The sequence below is a fragment of the Candidatus Pantoea deserta genome (assembly GCF_003813865.1).
GTDB lineage: Bacteria > Pseudomonadota > Gammaproteobacteria > Enterobacterales > Enterobacteriaceae > Pantoea > Pantoea deserta.
Window position 1 is genome coordinate 81,784 of the sequence record NZ_RMVG01000002.1, and the last position, 17,327, is coordinate 99,110.

Genomic DNA, 17,327 nt, shown 5'->3' on the forward strand with positions numbered 1-17,327 from the left:
TAACCGCGCTGCGCCAGCGCAGCGCGTGATATTCAGGTCACCGGCGCCGGATTGAATACCGCCAGCTGGTTGCGGATCCCCCAGCGATCCGACCAGGTTTGCTGACGGCCGCTGGCGATCTCCAGAATCAGATGAAACAGCCGCCAGCCAACCTGCTCAATGGTCTCTTCGCCCGTCGCGATCGTTCCGGCATTGATGTCCATCAGATCGTGCCAGCGATCGGCCAGCGCCGTGCGCGTCGCCATTTTTATCACCGGAATCGCCGCCAGCCCGTAAGGGGTGCCGCGGCCGGTAGTAAACACCTGCAACGTAATTCCCGACGCCATTTGCTGCGTGCCGCAGACAAAATCGCTGGCGGGCGTGGCGGCGTAAATCAGCCCGCGCCGCGTGGGACGCTGGCCCGGCGACAGCACTTCGACAATGGGGCTGCGGCCCGACTTGGCGATCGAACCCAGCGCTTTTTCCACGACGTTCGCCAGTCCGCCTTTCTTATTGCCGGGCGAAGGGTTCGCGCTGCGGTCGGTTTTTCCCTGATCGAGATAGTCGTCATACCACGCCATCTCTTCCAGCAGTCGCCTGCCAACCTCTTCATTAATGACGCGTGGCGTCAGCAGATGAATCGCGTCGCGCACTTCGGTCACTTCCGAAAACATCACCGTCGCGCCGCAGCGTACCAGCAGATCGGAGGCGAAGCCCACGGCGGGATTGGCCGTTACGCCGGAAAAAGCGTCGCTGCCGCCGCACTGCATCCCGACGATCAGCGCCGACGCCGGGCAGGTTTCGCGCTGGCGCTGATTGAGGCGCTCCAGATGTTTTTTCGCCACGCTGAGGATCTCCTCGACCATCGCGCCGAAGCCGACGTGGCGTTCGTCCTGTAAGCGCACAATATCGCTGTCATCCAGCGAGATGGCCTGCACGTCGTCGGTGCCGGTCAGTAACCGCTCAGGCTGCAACTTTTCGCAGCCGAGACTGACCACCATAATTTCACCGCCGAAGTTGGGGTTCAGCGCCAGGTTATGGATAGTGCGAATCGGCACCACGGCCGCGGGCGCGTTAATCGCTACGCCGCAGCCGTAAAGATGGTTGAGCGCCACGACGCCGTCGACGTTGGGATAAAGGGGCAGCAGGTCGCGCTCGATAATCTGCACCACATAATCCACCACGCCCGCCACGCAGTGCACGCTGGTGGTGATGCCGAGCAGATTGCGCGTTCCCACGCTGCCGTCGGCGTTGCGGTAGCCTTCAAAGGTGTAGCCTTCAAGCGGGGGCAGATCGGGCGGCACATTAGTGGCCAGCGGCAGGCTGGCGAGCGGCGGCGCTTCAGGCAAAGCCACCAGCGACTCTTCAATCCAGCTGCCCTGCGGAATATCGCGCAGCGCGTAGCCGATGACTTCGCCATAGCGGCGAATAGCTGCGCCTTGCGCAATGGGCGATAACGCGACTTTATGCCCCTGCGGCACATGTTCTGTCAGCGTCAGGCCATCGGGAAAGAGGGTGCCTGCCGGGAGTCCCTGGTTATTGACCACGATGGCGACATTGTCATCTTCATGGACTTTAATACAGAGTGGCGGCTCATTGACTATTCGCTTCATCGCTCACCTTTCAGTCATATGCGCCGTACATGGCGGCGCCTTATCGTTTCTTTATCATGCCTATCGGATTTGCCAGCTTTAGTATAGGGGCGAGGTATGCCCGCCGCATTGTGCAACTGACTGGCTTTAAGCCCCTGTATCAGCTGTTTTCATAGCGTTTATCCAAACGCAAGTGAAGAGTCTCACAAAGCCCTGTTTATCTGTTTAAAAGTTAACCGTTTTCGGGTGAAAAAACCGGGTTCCGTGAGGTACGCCGCAGACAGTTGTGCAGGTGCAAAAGAATGCCTCGCAAATACCCGTTATTGTCAGGCATTCATCCAGTGCCACCGCTTTTTGCCCTTTCTATACTGGCTCTCGCAATACGACGTTAGGTTATTCGTCACGACGCACTATCGGTTTGCCCCTATAAAAAAATCGCCGTGTTTAACCCGACTTCTCTCTGATACCCAACGCGATGTGTATGCAGTCAGAGCGAATGTAGCGAACGCTATATTTCAGGAGTGCATCATGAATAGTTACAGCCAGACGGCGGAAGCGGTGCAAAAGCGCACCAACGCCCGCTACTGGATCGTGGTGATGCTGTTTATCGTCACCTCGTTCAACTACGGCGACCGCGCCACCATTTCCATTGCCGGTTCCGCCATGTCCAAAGATATTGGTCTGGATTCGGTCGGCCTCGGCTACATCTTCTCTGCGTTTTCATGGGCCTACGTTATCGGTCAGATACCCGGCGGCTGGCTGCTGGACCGCTTTGGATCGAAACGCGTCTACTTCTGGAGCATCTTCCTGTGGTCGCTGTTTACCCTGTTGCAGGGCTTCGTCGATGTCTTCAGCGGCTATGGCATCGTGGTGTCGCTGTTTCTGCTGCGTTTTATGGTCGGTCTGGCGGAAGCGCCCTCTTTTCCCGGCAACAGCCGTATCGTGGCAGCCTGGTTCCCGGCGCAGGAGCGCGGCACCGCCGTCGCCATCTTTAACTCGGCGCAGTACTTCGCCACGGTGATCTTCGCGCCGATTATGGGCTGGCTGGTATCGGCAGTGGGCTGGGCGCATGTGTTCTGGTTTATGGGCGGTCTCGGCATCATCCTGAGCTTTATCTGGCTGAAGGTGATCCACGATCCCAACGACCATCCCGGCGTCAATAAAGCGGAGCTGGAGTACATGGAGCAGGGCGGCGCGCTGATCAATATGGACGCGAAAAAAGCTGAGCGCAAAGTGAGCTGGGATGAAAAGTGGTATCAAATCAAACAGCTACTCTCAACGCGCATGATGTGGGGCATCTATCTCGGCCAGTACTGCGTTAACGCCCTGACCTACTTCTTTATTACCTGGTTTCCGGTTTATCTGGTGCAGGCGCGCGGCATGTCGATTCTCAAGGCGGGTTTTATCGCCTCTGTCCCGGCGGTGTGCGGCTTCCTCGGCGGCGTGCTGGGCGGCGTGATCTCCGACTACCTGATGCGCAAAACCGGCTCGCTTAATATCGCGCGCAAAACGCCTATCGTCCTCGGCATGTTGCTCTCGATCAGCATGGTGATGTGTAACTACACCGAAACGGAATGGGTGGTGGTGTTCTTTATGGCGCTGGCGTTCTTCGGCAAAGGCATCGGGGCGTTGGGCTGGGCCGTGATGGCGGATACCGCACCGAAGGAGATCAGCGGTCTGAGCGGCGGACTGTTCAATATGTTCGGCAACTTCTCCGGCATTGTGACGCCGATTGCTATTGGTTACATCATCGCCACCAGCGGCTCGTTTGAGGGCGCGCTGATCTATGTCGGCATTCATGCGTTCGTCGCCGCGTTTAGCTTCCTGGTGATTGCCGGGGACATTAAACGCGTCGAACTGAAACACCGGACATAAGGAGAGAATATGAGTACGCAAAGTACGCCGGTGATTACCGATATGCAGGTGATCCCGGTCGCCGGATACGACAGCATGCTGTTGAACATCGGCGGCGCGCACAACGCCTGTTTTACCCGCAATATCGTGGTGCTGACCGACAGCGCGGGTCATACCGGCGTTGGCGAAGCGCCGGGCGGCGACACCATTTATCAGACGCTGCTCGCGGCGATCCCGCAGGTGAAAGGCCAGCAGGTGGCCCGCATGAACCGGCTGGTGCAGCAGGTGCATCAGGGCAATCAGACCGCCGACTTCGATACGTTCGGCAAGGGCGCCTGGACGTTTGAGCTGCGCGTCAACGCCGTGGCGGCGCTGGAAGCCGCGCTGCTCGATCTGCTCGGTCAGTGCCTTGGCGTACCGGTGGCGGAGCTGCTCGGTCCCGGCCAGCAGCGCGCTGAAGTGACGGTGCTCGGCTATCTGTTTTATATCGGCGATCGGCGTAAAACCGATCTGCCGTACCAGAGCGGCGATAGCGGCGGCCATGACTGGTATCGCCTGCGTCATCAGGAAGCGTTGACGTCAGACGCCATTGTACGGCTGGCGGAAGCGGCGCAGGACAAGTACGGCTTTAAGGACTTCAAGCTTAAAGGCGGCGTGCTGCCGGGCGAGCAGGAGATCGACGCCGCCGTCGCGCTGAAGCGGCGCTTTCCGGAGGCGCGCATCACCGTCGATCCCAACGGCGCCTGGCATCTGGACGAAGCGATTCGCCTGTGTAAAGGGATGGGCGATGTCCTGACCTATGCCGAAGATCCGTGCGGCGCGGAGCAGGGCTATTCCGGGCGCGAAGTGATGGCGGAGTTCCGCCGCGCAACGGGGCTGCCTGTCGCCACCAATATGATCGCCACCAACTGGCGCGAGATGAACCATGCGGTGATGCTTAACGCCGTCGACATCCCGCTGGCCGATCCCCACTTCTGGACGCTGAGCGGCGCGGTGCGCGTGGCGCAGCTGTGCGACGACTGGGGACTCACCTGGGGCTGCCACTCTAACAACCACTTCGATATTTCCCTGGCGATGTTTACCCACGTAGGCGCGGCCGCGCCGGGCAAACCCACCGCGATCGATACCCACTGGATCTGGCAGGAGGGCGATCAGCGCCTGACGAAACAGCCGCTGCAAATTCGCAACGGCAAAATCGCCGTGCCGGACGCCCCTGGTCTTGGCATTGAGCTGGACTGGGATCGTCTGCGGCAGGCCAACGATCTCTATACCTCACTGCCCGCGGGCGCGCGTAACGACGCCACCGCGATGCAGTATTTAATTCCCGGTTGGACATTCGACCGCAAGCGCCCGGCATTTGGCCGCGCCACAGTGTAAGGAGCAGGAAATGAGTTCGACACCGAAAGTCACCGCGATGCAGGTCATTCCGGTTGCCGGTTATGACAGCATGTTGCTCAACCTGAGCGGCGCGCACGCGCCTTTTTTCACCCGTAACATCGTTATCATCAAGGACAACGCGGGCCACACCGGGGTAGGGGAAATACCCGGCGGCGAAAAAATTCGGCAGACGCTGGAGGACGCCGCATCGCTGGTGGTCGGCAAAACGGTCGGCGAGTATAAAAACGTGCTCAGCCTGGTGCGCAGCACCTTTGCCGATCGCGACTCATCGGGACGCGGCAGCCAGACCTTTGACCTGCGCACCACGATTCACGTCGTCACCGGCATCGAAGCGGCGCTGCTCGACCTGCTGGGGCAGCATTTACAGGTCAACGTCGCTACGCTGCTGGGCGACGGCCAGCAGCGCGACCGCGTCGAGATGCTCGGCTACCTGTTCTACGTGGGCGACCGTAAAAAAACCGCGCTGCCCTATCAGAGCCAGGAGAGCGACGCCTGCGACTGGTATCGCCTGCGTCACGAAGAGGCGCTGACGCCGGAGGCGGTAGTGCGCCTGGCGGAAGCCGCTTACGACAAATATGGCTTCAACGACTTCAAGCTTAAGGGCGGCGTGCTGCGCGGCGGCGAAGAGGCGGAGGCGGTAACGGCGCTGGCGAAGCGCTTTCCGGAGGCGCGCATCACGCTTGACCCCAACGGGGCCTGGTCGCTCAATGAGGCGATCCTGCTGGGCAAACAGCTAAAAGGCGTGCTGGCCTATGCAGAAGATCCGTGCGGCGCGGAGCAGGGCTATTCCGGGCGCGAAGTGATGGCGGAGTTCCGCCGCGCGACCGGGCTGCCCACCGCCACCAATATGATCGCCACCGACTGGCGTCAGATGGGCCACACCCTGTCGCTTCAGTCGGTGGATATTCCGCTGGCCGATCCGCATTTCTGGACCATGCAGGGTTCGGTGCGGGTGGCGCAGATGTGTCACGACTTTGGCCTGACCTGGGGTTCGCACTCCAACAACCATTTCGACGTGTCGCTGGCGATGTTTACCCACGTCGCGGCCGCCGCGCCGGGGGCTATCACCGCGATCGATACCCACTGGATCTGGCAGGAGGGCAATCAGCGCCTGACCAAAGAGCCGCTGCAAATCAAAGGCGGCATGGTGCAGGTGCCGCAAAAGCCGGGTCTCGGCGTCGAGCTGGATATGGATCAGGTGATGCAGGCCAACGCGCTCTATCAGAAACATGGCCTGGGCGCGCGCGACGATGCGCAGGCGATGCAGTATCTCGTGCCGAACTGGACCTTCGACAATAAACGTCCATGCCTGGTGCGCTAACCTTTTGGCTCCCTGCGGGGAGCCGTTGTAACGGGAGAAGAGATGATGAGTAACACGGCCTGGCCGAACACCTTCCGCCGTCGTCTGCTGGCGGGTGAGACCCTGATTGGCAGCTGGTGCGCGCTGGCGAACCCTACTACTACCGAAGTGCTCGGCCTCGCCGGTTTCGACTGGCTGGTGCTGGACGGCGAACATGCGCCCAACGACATTACCACCTTTGTGCCGCAGCTGATGGCGCTAAAGGGCAGCGTCAGCGCTCCCGTGGTGCGTCCGCCCTGCAACGAACCGGTGATCATCAAGCGTCTGCTGGATATTGGTTTCTATAACTTCCTTATTCCGTTTGTGGAAACAGAGGAAGAGGCGGCGCGCGCCGTGGCGTCAACGCGCTATCCGCCTGCCGGTATTCGCGGCGTCTCGGTTTCACACCGCAGCAATATGTACGGCACGCTGCCCGACTACAACGCCACGGTAAACAGCAACATCACGCTGCTGGTGCAGATCGAAACCCAGCAGGCCGTAGACAATATCGATGCTATCGCCGCGGTAGAGGGCGTAGACGGCATCTTTGTGGGGCCGGGCGATCTCTCAGCCGCGCTGGGCTATCTTGGCCAGCCTGCGCATCCGGAGGTGCTGAAGGTCATCAAGCATGTGTTTGAGCGCGCCAGAGCGGCGGGCAAGCCGAGCGGCATTCTTGCGCCGGTTGAAGCCGATGCGCGCCGCTACCTGGAATGGGGCGCGAGCTTCGTTGCCGTAGGCAGCGATTTAGGGGTTTTCCGTCAGGCCACTCAGGCGCTGTGCGACAAATTTAAGAAGTAACCCGAGAGGAGAAAGGCAATGAAAATTGGATTTATCGGCCTTGGCATCATGGGCAAACCGATGAGTAAAAACCTGGTGAAAGCCGGTTACTCGCTGGTGGTGCGCGACCACAACGCCAGCAACGAGGCGGAACTAACCGAGCTGGGCGCGACCGTGGCGAAATCGCCGAAAGAGGTCGCCGAGCAGGTTGACGTGGTGATCACCATGGTGCCCAACTCGCCGCAGGTGAAAGAGGTCTGCCTGGGGGAGAACGGCATCATCGACGGCGCGAAGCCGGGCCTGATCGTTATCGATATGAGTTCAATCGCCCCGCTGGCCAGCCGCGAGGTGCATGACGCGCTGGCGGAGAAGGGCATTCATATGCTCGACGCGCCGGTCAGCGGCGGCGAGCCGAAGGCGATTGAAGGCACGCTCTCAGTGATGGTCGGCGGCGACAAAGAGATTTTCGAACGCTGCTACGACATTATGAAGGCGATGGCCGGGTCGGTGGTGCACACCGGCGACATCGGCGCGGGCAACGTTACCAAGCTGGCAAACCAGGTGATCGTCGCGCTCAATATCGCGGCCATGTCAGAAGCGCTGTCGCTGGCCACTAAAGCAGGCGTTAATCCTGAACTGGTTTATCAGGCGATCCGCGGCGGGCTGGCGGGCAGCACGGTGCTCGACGCAAAAGCGCCGATGGTGCTGGACCGCAACTTCAAACCGGGATTCCGTATCGATTTGCATATCAAAGACCTGGCTAACGCGCTGGACACCTCGCACGGCATTGGCGCGCACCTTCCGCTCACGGCTGCGGTGATGGAGATGATGCAGGCGCTGCGCAACGATGGCCAGGGCAACGCCGACCACAGCGCGCTTGCCTGCTATTATGAGAAATTAGCGAAAGTCGAGATTACCCGTTAACGCTATGCGGCGGTCCACGGCGGCCGCCACACAGCGTCATCATGGATGATGAATCGTCCAACAACAGCGCCTGGATTGCCTATGAAAATCGTAATCGCACCGGATTCATACAAAGAGAGTTTATCCGCCCAGGGCGTGGCATCGGCAATCGAAGCGGGGTTCCGCGACGTCTTTCCTGACGCCACCTATGTGAAAATACCGGTTGCCGACGGCGGGGAGGGAACGGTAGAGGCGATGGTGGCGGCGACCGAGGGCAGTCTGGTCAACCTGTGCGTCACCGGGCCGCTTGGCGCGCCGGTCGACGCGTTTTACGGACTGTCGGGCGATGCGCGCACCGCTTTTATTGAGATGGCGGCGGCCAGCGGGCTGGAGCTGGTGCCTGCGGCGCAGCGCGATCCGCTGATTACCACCTCTTTTGGCACCGGCGAGCTGATTAAAAGCGCGCTGGATAAGGGCGTGCAGCACATCATTATCGGCATTGGCGGCAGCGCCACCAATGACGGCGGCGCAGGCATGATGCAGGCGCTGGGCGCGCGGCTGCTGGATGCTCAGGGCAAAGAGATCGGCTATGGCGGCGGCGCGCTGCCCGCGCTGAAGAAAATTAATATTGACGGGCTGGACGCGCGCGTAAGGCAGTGCCGGTTTGAGGTGGCCTGCGATGTGACCAACCCCTTGACCGGCAGCGACGGCGCGTCCGCCGTGTTCGGCCCGCAAAAAGGGGCCACGCCGGAGCTGGTGGCGCAGCTGGATAAGGCGCTGGCGCACTATGCGGCCATTATTCAGCGCGACCTCGACATCGACGTGCTGCATATTCCCGGCGGCGGCGCAGCCGGCGGCATGGGAGCGGCGCTGCACGCCTTCTGCCAGGCGGACCTGCGGCGCGGCATTGAGATCGTCACCGAAGCGCTGGGGCTGGCGGAACAGGTTAAAGACGCCACGCTGGTGATCACCGGCGAAGGGCGTATCGACAGCCAGAGCATCAACGGCAAGGTGCCGATTGGCGTGGCGCAGGTGGCGAAACAGTTTCATAAGCCGGTGATCGGCATTGCGGGCAGCCTGACGGCCGACGTCGGCGTCGTTCATCAGCACGGGCTGGACGCGGTATTCAGCGTGCTCTACAGCATCTGTACCCTGGAGGAGGCGCTGGCGAAAGCGGAAGAGAATTTGCGGCTGGCGGCGAGAAATATTGCGGCCACGCTTAAGATCGGCAGCGTGATGCGGTAAAAAAGCGGCCTTCAGGCCGCTTTTCTTTTACTTCTTATACTTCGCTTCCAGCGTGGCGAACCACGGCGCGACGAAGTCGGTGTTGCCGCCCCAGCCGGGGACGATCTTATTCAGCGAGGCCACGTTAATGGCGCCCTGCTGGCTGTTAAGCTGCTGCTGGGAGATCGACGCCCCTTTAAAATCATAGGTAGCCGGTGTGGTTTCGCCCGCGATCTTGTTCGCCACCAGACGCATATTTACCGCGCCGATAGTTTTTGGATCGACCGCCACCGTCTGCACCCACGGACTGTTCTTCTCGCGCATCAGCTGCAAATCCTGGTTGGAGACGTCGATGCTGTAGAGCTTGATTTCCGTCCGGCCATTTTCCTGCAACGCTTTATACGCGCCCTGACTGAACGCGTCCCACGAGCCCCAGATGGCATCGATCTTGCCTTTCGGGTACTTCGCCAGAATCGCGCCGATCTTGTTGGCGGTATCGCCCTGTACGTCAGAGGAGACGGCGCCTATGGATTCCAGCTGGTGAATGCCTGGGTTTTCCTTCAGCAGCTTCTCATACACCACCTGACGACGCTCCATCGCCGGGAAACCGGCGACCCACAGCTTGACGATACTGGCCTTGCCGTTGAAATCTTTAATCAGCTGGCCGAGCGACGACTGCGCCAGAGAGGCGTCATCCTGCGCGGTCACGGTTACGCCCGGAATCGGCGTATCGACAGGCGTATCAAATACCGACACTTTAATGCCCGCGTCAGCGACGCGCTTCACCAGTCCGCTGGCGTAGGGCGCTTTGCCGTGCGACAGGATAATGCCGTCATACTTCTGGCTGATGGCCTGATTGACAAAATCCTGAAAGCGCGCGTCGTCGCCGTTGCTGAGAAAGGTGCTGACCTTAAAGCCCAGCTTGCGGCCCTCCTGAATTGCGCCCGCAACGAACTGCGTGGTGTTGTCATCGGAACCTAAGTTGCGGATCACCGCGATGCGCACCGGTCCTTCATGATTCGCGATAGGGGCAGGCACCGGCGCAAGGGTGTCAGCCAGGGCGCTGGCAGAGAGCAGACTAACGGCCAGCAAGGAGAGCGATCGTATTTTCATTGTCATTTTTCCAGGTTAATCAGCGTTAGCGGCGCTGAACATAGGTCATCGCCAGTGCCAGAGCCAGCACCAGTCCTTTAATAATATCCATGGCGTAATAGGGCACAGAGAGCATCACCAGGCCGTTTTGCAGCACGCCGAGCAGTACGGCGCCGACCAGGGTGCCCAGCGCGTTGGGCTTGCCGGAACCGGCCAGCGACAGGCCAATCCAGGCCGCGGCCACCGCATCCATCAGATAGCCGCCGCCCGCATTGACCTGCGATGAGCCGATGCGCGACGCGAGCAGAATGCCGCCCAGTCCCGCCAGCAGCGAGGCGATCACATAGGCCAGCACGCGATAGCGCGTGGTGCGAATGCCGGAAAGGCGCGCGGCTTCAGGATTGCCGCCCAGCGCATACATGCGGCGGCCGTGAGTGGTCAGCGACAGGGCGAGCTGCGCCACCAGCGTCACCACCAGCATGATAATGACGATCACCGGCACCTGGCCCAGCAGGCCAAAGCCCGCCGGAATGGCGCCTTCGGCCATATCGCCGCTCGGCATCACCATGTTTTCCGTAATCGAGCCGCCGAAGCTGTAGGTCATGGCCACGCCCTGAATAATAAACAGCGTGGCGAGCGTCGCCAGCATATCGGGAATGCGCAGCACCACGATAAGAAAGGCGTTAAACAGGCCGATCAGCGTACAGAGCGCCAGCGTTATCGCAATCGCCTCGCCGGTGTTCATGCCGTACCAGACGAACAGCGAGATCACCAGCGCGTTAGCCAGCGAGGCGGTGGAGCCGACCGACAGATCGAAGCCGCCCACGGTCAGCGAGATCGACACGCCGACTGCGATTACCGTTACGATGGCGATAGAGCGCAGGATATTGATGATATTGTTCGGGTCCAGGAAGCTGTCAGACGCCAGGCCAAAGCCCGCGATCAATATCGCCACCGTAATCAGCATGCCCCACTTATAGAGGAAGTCGAACACTTGATGGCGCAGCGACGGGGAGGCCGCATTCAGGGAAATCTCTTTGCTGCTCACGCAGGGGTTCCTCCAGTGGAATAAAGCAGAAGCGTCTCTTCAGTGACCGCGTGCGCGTCCAGCTCGGCCACAATGCGCCCGTCCCAGAGCACACAAATACGGTCGCAGAGACCGACCAGCTCAGAAAACTCGCCGGAGGCGTAAATAATGCCTTTGCCCTCCTGCGCCAGTTCGCTGATTAACCGGAACAGTTCGGTTTTGGCTTTGATGTCGACCCCTTTGGTCGGCTCGTCAAAAATCAGCACGTCGGCGTTGTTGCGTAGCCATTTGCCGATAGCCACTTTTTGCTGGTTGCCGCCGGACAGGCGGCGCAGCGACTGCGCCGGACCGGTGGTGCGTACGTTGAGCCGCTGAATAATCTCCTCTGCCCAGCGCCACGCCTGGCGATGGCCGAACAGACTCCAGCGCGAAAAGCTGTTATCGGCGCTGACGCTGAGGTTCATCGCCACCGGTTCGTCGATAAAAATGCCCTCTTTACGCCGCTCTTCCGGCACCAGCGCCATGCGCTGACTGACGGCGTCGTGCGGCGAACGCGGACGCCACGGCCTGCCGTGCAGCTCGCCGCGCGTGACGCGGCTTTTGCTGGCGCCGAACAGCGCCTTGCACAGCTCGGTTTTCCCTGCGCCCGCCAGCCCGGCAATGCCAAGGATTTCGCCTTTATGCAGCCGCAGCGAAATATCCTGCAACAGCCGATCGTCGTGCAGACCCTCGACCGCCAGCAGCAGCGGCTGCGGCCTGACAGGGCGGCGCGGCGGATAAATATCAGTCAGTTCATGGCCGAGCATCTTCGCGACGATCTGCTCGCCGCTCAGCGCCGCCAGCGGGCCGCTCTCAATCAGTCGGCCGTCGCGCAGCACCGTTAGCCGATCGCAGATGGCCTTTAGCTCGTGGATACGGTGAGAGATAAACACCACGCCGATGCCGCTGTGTTGCAGGCGGCGCACCACGGCGAACAGCCGCTCGCTCTCGTGCTGGTCAAGGGGAGCGGTGGGTTCGTCGAGGATCAGAAAGCGGCAGGGATGCGACAGGGCGCGCGCCAGCAAAATCTGCTGTTTTTCCGCCAGCGTGCAGCGCTCTACCAGGCGGTTAACGTCCAGGCTGACGTCGAGCTGCGCCAGCAGCGCGCGCGCCTGACGGCGGAGGGCGCTCCAGCGAAAGCCGTGCCCCGGTTCGGCCAGCCGATCCAGCAAAATATTTTCCGCCACGCTCAGCTGAGGCACTAAGGCAACGTCCACCTCCTGCTGCACCAGATGAATGCCGAGTCGTTTGGCGTCACGCGGGCTGCGTATTGAAACCGGCGAGCCGTCCAGCCGGATTTCACCGCTGTAGTGACTGTGCGCACCCGACAGCACCGCCATCAGCGTCGATTTTCCCGCGCCGTTGGCACCGGTCAGCGCGTGAACCGAATGGCCGTCGGCGACAAAATCCACCTGCGTCAGGGCAGCAAATCCGCCGAAGGCAATAGAGATATTGCGCATCTCAAGGCGATTTAACGCGCTCATCAAGCGAAGCTCCCGTGTAAATAACTGGCCGCAATTTTTTCCTGAAGTTTCAGGCGCGGCAACAGCCGAAAGCGCATAAGCTAGCACGAAATCTTATTAGCCATCCAGACATCTGGATACTTTGGCGGCTAAAGCTGAGGCGCCCGCTAACCCTGGTGTTTTACAACAGGAAACAGCAATAAGGTGGTGTTTTGTGCTGGGAAAAAGGCGCAGGCATAAAAAAACCAGGCCGGAGCCTGGTTAATGAAGGGGCAGGGCGATTACTTTTCTGGAACCACATTCAGCAAGGTGGTAAGCAGTTTCCAGTAAAGGCCCACGCTCTCGATATGCACCTGTTCGTCCGGCGAGTGCGGACCGGTAATGGTTGGGCCGATAGAGACCATATCCATGTTCGGGTAGGGCTTCTTGAACAGGCCGCACTCCAGACCGGCGTGGATGACCTGAATATTCGGCGTCTTATCGAACAGCGCGATGTAGGTCTGGCGGGTCAGCGCCATAATCGGCGAGTTAGCGTCAGGCTGCCAGCCCGGATAGCCGCCTTTCGGCGTGGTCTGCGCGCCAGCCAGCTGGCCGAGCGAGGTCAGCATCTGCACCACGTAGTCGCGGCCGGTGTCGATCAGCGAACGGATCAGGCAGTTAATCTCGGCTTTGTCATGGTCCATGGTTACCACGCCCACGTTCAGCGAGGTTTCAACCACGCCTTTCGCCACGTCGGAGTTGCGGATAACGCCGTTCGGCGTGCTGTTCAACAGGTTGAGAAAGCGATCGCGGCTGTCAGCGGTCAGCGCGTCGCCCTGATGCGCCAGCGGCTCGGTGACGACATTGATGTTCTTCTCTTTCACGCCGTGTTCATTTTGCAGCGCCAGCAGGAAGTGCGCGGCCGCCGCTTTCAGCGCGTCGACTTTATGGCTCTCTACCGCCAGCGTGGCGAAGGCTTCGCGCGGAATGGCGTTGCGCAGCGTGCCGCCGGTAAAGTCGATCAGACGCAGGTCCAGCTCGGCGGCGTGCGCGGCAAGAAAACGCGCCAGCAGCTTGTTGGCATTGCCGAGACCCATATGAATATCGGCGCCGGAGTGGCCGCCGCGCAGCCCTTTCAGCGTCAGCTTCAGGGTTTCAAAGCTGGCCGGAACCGCTTCGCGCGTCAGCGGCAGCGTGGTAATAAAGTCGATGCCGCCCGCGCAGCCCATGTAGATCTCGCCTTCCTCTTCCGAGTCGGTGTTGATCAGGATTTCGGCCTGAAGCCAGTTCGGTTGCAGACCGAAAGCGCCGTCCATGCCGGTCTCTTCCGTCATGGTGAGCAGCACTTCCAGCGGGCCGTGCGTCAGGCTGCTGTCGGCCAGCACCGCCAGCGCGGAGGCCATGCCGATGCCGTTGTCCGCGCCCAGCGTGGTGCCACGCGCCTTGACCCACTCGCCGTCGATATAGGGCTGGATAGGATCTTTCGTGAAGTCATGCACGGTGTCGTTGTTCTTCTGCGGCACCATATCGAGGTGCGCCTGAAGCGCGACCGGCGTGCGCTTTTCCATCCCGGCGGTGGCCGGTTTGCGGATCAGGATATTGCCGACCGCGTCGCGCTCGACCCAGAAACCCTGCTCTTTCGCCCAGCCAACAATATAGGTGGCCAGCGCTTCTTCATGAAAAGACGGGTGCGGAATGGAGCAGATTTTAGCGAAAATATCCCACAGCGGTTGGGGAGAAAGCTGAGACAATTCAGACACGACAGGTCTCCTGTGTCAGTGCGCCGGCCGGGCCGGGGCGCGCGAGTTTCCAGTAAAGGGTCGCCGTCAGGGAATCTGACGTGATGGGGCTGAGAATATCACTGTTTACCGCCGGGTGCGTACTCAGGCGCGCTAAAAAGCCGCAACCGGTCGTTCGTATGCTGGTTTTTAGCGCTGAGGATCCTTATAATCTCGCGCAACCTTTTTCCCGTTGCACATTTTTAAGCCGATTAAGTTGGCTGGGATCGCTATTCATGAGTGAAAAATACGTCGTTACCTGGGACATGCTACAGATTCATGCCCGCAAACTGGCTCAGCGCCTGCTTCCTGTTGAACAGTGGAAAGGCATCATCGCGGTCAGCCGCGGCGGTCTGGTGCCGGCTTCGCTGCTGGCGCGTGAACTTGGCATTCGCTATGTCGACACCGTTTGCATTTCCAGCTACGACCATGATCATCAGCGCGAGATGAAAGTTCTGAAGCGCGCGGAAGGCGACGGCGAAGGCTTTATCGTTATCGACGATCTGGTGGATACCGGCGGCACCGCGCAGGCGATTCGCGAAATGTATCCCAAAGCGCACTTTGTCACTATCTTCGCCAAACCGGCAGGCCGTCCGCTGGTGGACGACTATGTGGTGGACATCCCGCAGAATACCTGGATTGAACAGCCGTGGGACATGGGCGTGGTTTATATCCCGCCTATCGTTAAAGGCGCCTAATCCGCTGCTTCTGACAACGCCCGGCTTGCCGGGCGTTGTGCTTTTTTCGCCTCGCGCCCTCTGTTGCCGTGCAGTACACTAAAGTTCTTGCCAGGAGAACAGAGTATGTCGAGTAAAAACCTCAGCGAAGAACTCTTCAAGCCGCACTATAACTATCCCGAAACCTCGTCGCTGGTGCATCGCCAGCATCATGCCGCTGTGGACGTCGAAGCGACGCTGGATGGCGCCAGCCAGCACGGCTGGTATCGCATGCTGAACAAGCTGATGTGGACGTGGCGCGGCGTGCCGCCGCAGGAGATCAGCGAAGTGCTGGCGCGTATCGCCATCAGTGACCAGCGCCATACGGATGACGCGCTGCTTGACACCGTGATCGGCTTTCGCAGCGGCAACTGGCCGTTTGAGTGGACAAAGCAGGCGGGTTACTGGCAGGAGCGCGCGCAGAAAGAGCAGGATGACCATCTGGCGGGCGAACACTGGCTGCGCGCCTCGCATCTCTTTAGCCTGGCCGCCTATCCCTATATAAAAGGCGATGAGCTGGCGGATCAGGCGCAGACGCTGGCAAACCGCGCCTATGAAGAGGCGACGCAGCGTCTGCCGGGCGAACTCAAGGCGCTGAGCTTCAATATCGAAGGCAACAGCCCGATCACCGGCTTTCTGCATATGCCTCCCAACGCCAGCGCGCCCTATGCCACCGTGCTGTTTTGCGGCGGTCTCGACTCGCTGCAAAGCGATCACTATCGCCTGTTCCACGACTATCTTGCGCCGCGCGGCATCGCCATGCTGACGCTGGATATGCCGTCGGTCGGCTTTTCTGCGAAATGTCGGCTTAATCAGGACACCAGCTTTCTGCATCAGCAGGTGCTGCAAGAGCTGGCAAAGGTTCCCTGGGTGGACCACCAGCGCGTCGCGGCGTTCGGCTACCGTTTTGGCGCTAACGTGGCGGTACGGCTGGCCTATCTGGAGGCGAACCGGCTGCGCGCCGTCGCCACGCTTGGCCCGATTGTGCACAGCCTGCTGACCAACGCGCAGCAGCAGGACGCCATCCCCGATATGTACATGGACATGCTCGCCAGCCGTCTCGGCATGGACTTTGCCAGCGACAGCGCGCTGCGCACCGAGCTGAACCGCTACTCGCTGAAAGTGCAGGGGCTGCTGGGCCGCCGCACGCCGACACCGATGCTGGCGGGCTACTGGCCGAACGATCCCTTTGGTCCCGAAGAGGATGCGCGTCTGATCGTCAGCTCCTCCGCCGACGGCAAGCTGTTAACCATTGCCCCCCGACCGGCGCTGGCAAGTTTTGAACGCGCGCTGAATCAGGTTTGCGACTGGCTGGCAAAGCGGTTACAACAGTAGCTGGCAAATTCACTGTGGTTTGCTTTAATACTAACGGTCAAACTTATGGAGAATTAGCATGACGTTACCGAGTGGTCATCCCCGTAGTCGCCTGCTTAAGCGCTTCACCGAGCTGGGACCGTATATCCGCGAAGGGAAATGTGAAGAAACGCGGTTCTTTTTCGACTGCCTGGCCGCCTGCGTCAATGTCAAACCTGCGCCGGAAAGCCGTGAGTTCTGGGGCTGGTGGATGGAGCTGGAAGCGCAGGAAGATCATTTTACCTATGTCTATCATATCGGCCTGTTCGATAAAGACGGCGACTGGTCAGTGGCGACCATCAAGGGGAAAGAGAATAATCAGAAGGTGGAAGAAACGCTGCGTAACTTCCATACCCGTCTGAAAGCAATGTTGCAGGAGCTGAACCTGGGTCTGACGCCCGCCAGCGGCTTCGATGAGCAACCGGTAAAACTCAGCGCATAACGCCGCTGATGCCTGGATAACAGACATAGCCTGTTTTATAGCGGCTATGTCCTTTCTGAATAAGTTTCTCTCTCCCGCTGCGTTTATATTTGCCTCTCCGCTTTGCTTATTTCCTGCCCGGTATAATTTCTGCCGCTGTTAGTACCTTTTTAATCCGCACGCCTGAAAATATTCCTGCCGCTTATTTGATTATCATTATTAACTAAATCGACTTTATAAAACCTGCGTAATCAATACGGCCAGCCAAAATTACAGGTCCAGATAAAAAAGAGTCAGACAGGGCACAATTCCTATTCTTATTTTATTGAGTCCGATCTCACTTACGATTTGTAGACGTTTTCCTGACGAAATGGTGTGATGGCGACCAGCGCG

The 17,327-nt window shown here is 59.9% G+C and carries 14 protein-coding genes; 9 read left to right on the forward strand and 5 right to left on the reverse strand.

Annotated elements, in window-relative coordinates; genetic code table 11:
* Nucleotides 1–32: 32 nt before the first annotated feature.
* Nucleotides 33–1,592 carry a galactarate dehydratase gene (gene garD / locus BBB56_RS03005; RefSeq protein WP_123798669.1) on the reverse strand — a complete coding sequence of 520 codons (1,560 nt, stop codon included), beginning with the start codon at nt 1,590–1,592 and terminating at the stop codon, nt 33–35.
* 507 nt (nt 1,593–2,099) lie between these two features.
* On the opposite strand from garD, the gene BBB56_RS03010 reads away from it, so the two are divergent.
* The 6 genes from BBB56_RS03010 (at nt 2,100) to BBB56_RS03035 (ending at nt 9,087) form a co-directional block, all read left to right on the forward strand.
* Nucleotides 2,100–3,446, forward strand: a complete 1,347-nt coding sequence (locus BBB56_RS03010; RefSeq protein ID WP_123798671.1) for an MFS transporter — start codon at nt 2,100–2,102, stop codon at nt 3,444–3,446.
* A gap of 9 nt (nt 3,447–3,455) precedes the next feature.
* Nucleotides 3,456–4,802, forward strand: a complete 1,347-nt coding sequence (locus tag BBB56_RS03015; protein WP_123798673.1) for an enolase C-terminal domain-like protein — start codon at nt 3,456–3,458, stop codon at nt 4,800–4,802.
* 10 nt (nt 4,803–4,812) lie between these two features.
* The gene (gudD, locus tag BBB56_RS03020; RefSeq protein ID WP_123798675.1) at nt 4,813–6,144 is read left to right on the forward strand and encodes a glucarate dehydratase; all 1,332 of its coding nucleotides are present in this window, start codon (nt 4,813–4,815) and stop codon (nt 6,142–6,144) included.
* A 45-nt stretch (nt 6,145–6,189) separates the two neighbouring features.
* Entirely contained in the window at nt 6,190–6,960 is a 771-nt protein-coding gene (gene garL, locus BBB56_RS03025; protein WP_123799422.1) for a 2-dehydro-3-deoxyglucarate aldolase, read from the forward strand.
* Nucleotides 6,961–6,978: 18 nt separating this feature from the next.
* A complete protein-coding gene (garR, locus tag BBB56_RS03030) occupies nt 6,979–7,863 on the forward strand; it encodes a 2-hydroxy-3-oxopropionate reductase (protein WP_123798676.1) in 885 nt (294 codons plus the stop codon).
* An 81-nt stretch (nt 7,864–7,944) separates the two neighbouring features.
* Entirely contained in the window at nt 7,945–9,087 is a 1,143-nt protein-coding gene (locus BBB56_RS03035; protein WP_123798678.1) for a glycerate kinase, read from the forward strand.
* A gap of 27 nt (nt 9,088–9,114) precedes the next feature.
* Here BBB56_RS03035 and BBB56_RS03040 read toward each other — a convergent pair whose 3' ends face one another.
* The 4 genes from BBB56_RS03040 to pepD all read right to left on the reverse strand — a co-directional run bounded on the left by BBB56_RS03040 (nt 9,115) and on the right by pepD (nt 14,426).
* On the reverse strand, nt 9,115–10,179 hold the full coding sequence (locus BBB56_RS03040) for a sugar ABC transporter substrate-binding protein (RefSeq protein ID WP_123798680.1): 1,065 nt from the start codon (nt 10,177–10,179) through the stop codon (nt 9,115–9,117).
* Between the two features lie 25 nt (nt 10,180–10,204).
* Nucleotides 10,205–11,206 carry an ABC transporter permease gene (locus BBB56_RS03045; protein ID WP_123798682.1) on the reverse strand — a complete coding sequence of 334 codons (1,002 nt, stop codon included), beginning with the start codon at nt 11,204–11,206 and terminating at the stop codon, nt 10,205–10,207.
* Nucleotides 11,203–12,708, reverse strand: a complete 1,506-nt coding sequence (locus tag BBB56_RS03050; protein ID WP_123798684.1) for a sugar ABC transporter ATP-binding protein — start codon at nt 12,706–12,708, stop codon at nt 11,203–11,205. The genes BBB56_RS03045 and BBB56_RS03050 overlap by 4 nt, the downstream gene beginning before the upstream one ends.
* Nucleotides 12,709–12,968: 260 nt before the next feature.
* Nucleotides 12,969–14,426, reverse strand: a complete 1,458-nt coding sequence (pepD, locus tag BBB56_RS03055) for a beta-Ala-His dipeptidase (protein WP_123798686.1) — start codon at nt 14,424–14,426, stop codon at nt 12,969–12,971.
* A gap of 254 nt (nt 14,427–14,680) precedes the next feature.
* Between pepD and gpt the strand changes: the two genes are divergently transcribed.
* The 3 genes from gpt (at nt 14,681) to crl (ending at nt 16,955) form a co-directional block, all read left to right on the forward strand.
* Nucleotides 14,681–15,142, forward strand: coding sequence for a xanthine phosphoribosyltransferase (gpt, locus tag BBB56_RS03060; RefSeq protein WP_081141165.1), 462 nt, complete (start codon nt 14,681–14,683; stop codon nt 15,140–15,142).
* A gap of 105 nt (nt 15,143–15,247) precedes the next feature.
* Nucleotides 15,248–16,495 (forward strand): esterase FrsA, encoded by a 1,248-nt coding sequence (gene frsA / locus BBB56_RS03065; RefSeq protein ID WP_123798688.1) that lies wholly within the window; start codon nt 15,248–15,250, stop codon nt 16,493–16,495.
* Nucleotides 16,496–16,553: 58 nt separating this feature from the next.
* Nucleotides 16,554–16,955: a sigma factor-binding protein Crl gene (gene crl, locus BBB56_RS03070; protein WP_123798690.1), complete on the forward strand. Its 402-nt coding sequence runs from the start codon at nt 16,554–16,556 to the stop codon at nt 16,953–16,955.
* Nucleotides 16,956–17,327: the final 372 nt, after the last annotated feature.

What these genes read in the sequence shown, in the direction of transcription:
- garD (WP_123798669.1), bottom strand. Translation starts at nt 1,592, where the DNA reads ATGAAGCGAATAGTCAATGAGCCGCCACTCTGTATTAAAGTCCATGAA.
- BBB56_RS03010 (WP_123798671.1), top strand. Translation starts at nt 2,100, where the DNA reads ATGAATAGTTACAGCCAGACGGCGGAAGCGGTGCAAAAGCGCACCAAC.
- BBB56_RS03015 (WP_123798673.1), top strand. Translation starts at nt 3,456, where the DNA reads ATGAGTACGCAAAGTACGCCGGTGATTACCGATATGCAGGTGATCCCG.
- gudD (WP_123798675.1), top strand. Translation starts at nt 4,813, where the DNA reads ATGAGTTCGACACCGAAAGTCACCGCGATGCAGGTCATTCCGGTTGCC.
- garL (WP_123799422.1), top strand. Translation starts at nt 6,190, where the DNA reads ATGAGTAACACGGCCTGGCCGAACACCTTCCGCCGTCGTCTGCTGGCG.
- garR (WP_123798676.1), top strand. Translation starts at nt 6,979, where the DNA reads ATGAAAATTGGATTTATCGGCCTTGGCATCATGGGCAAACCGATGAGT.
- BBB56_RS03035 (WP_123798678.1), top strand. Translation starts at nt 7,945, where the DNA reads ATGAAAATCGTAATCGCACCGGATTCATACAAAGAGAGTTTATCCGCC.
- BBB56_RS03040 (WP_123798680.1), bottom strand. Translation starts at nt 10,179, where the DNA reads ATGAAAATACGATCGCTCTCCTTGCTGGCCGTTAGTCTGCTCTCTGCC.
- BBB56_RS03050 (WP_123798684.1), bottom strand. Translation starts at nt 12,708, where the DNA reads ATGAGCGCGTTAAATCGCCTTGAGATGCGCAATATCTCTATTGCCTTC.
- gpt (WP_081141165.1), top strand. Translation starts at nt 14,681, where the DNA reads ATGAGTGAAAAATACGTCGTTACCTGGGACATGCTACAGATTCATGCC.
- frsA (WP_123798688.1), top strand. Translation starts at nt 15,248, where the DNA reads ATGTCGAGTAAAAACCTCAGCGAAGAACTCTTCAAGCCGCACTATAAC.
- crl (WP_123798690.1), top strand. Translation starts at nt 16,554, where the DNA reads ATGACGTTACCGAGTGGTCATCCCCGTAGTCGCCTGCTTAAGCGCTTC.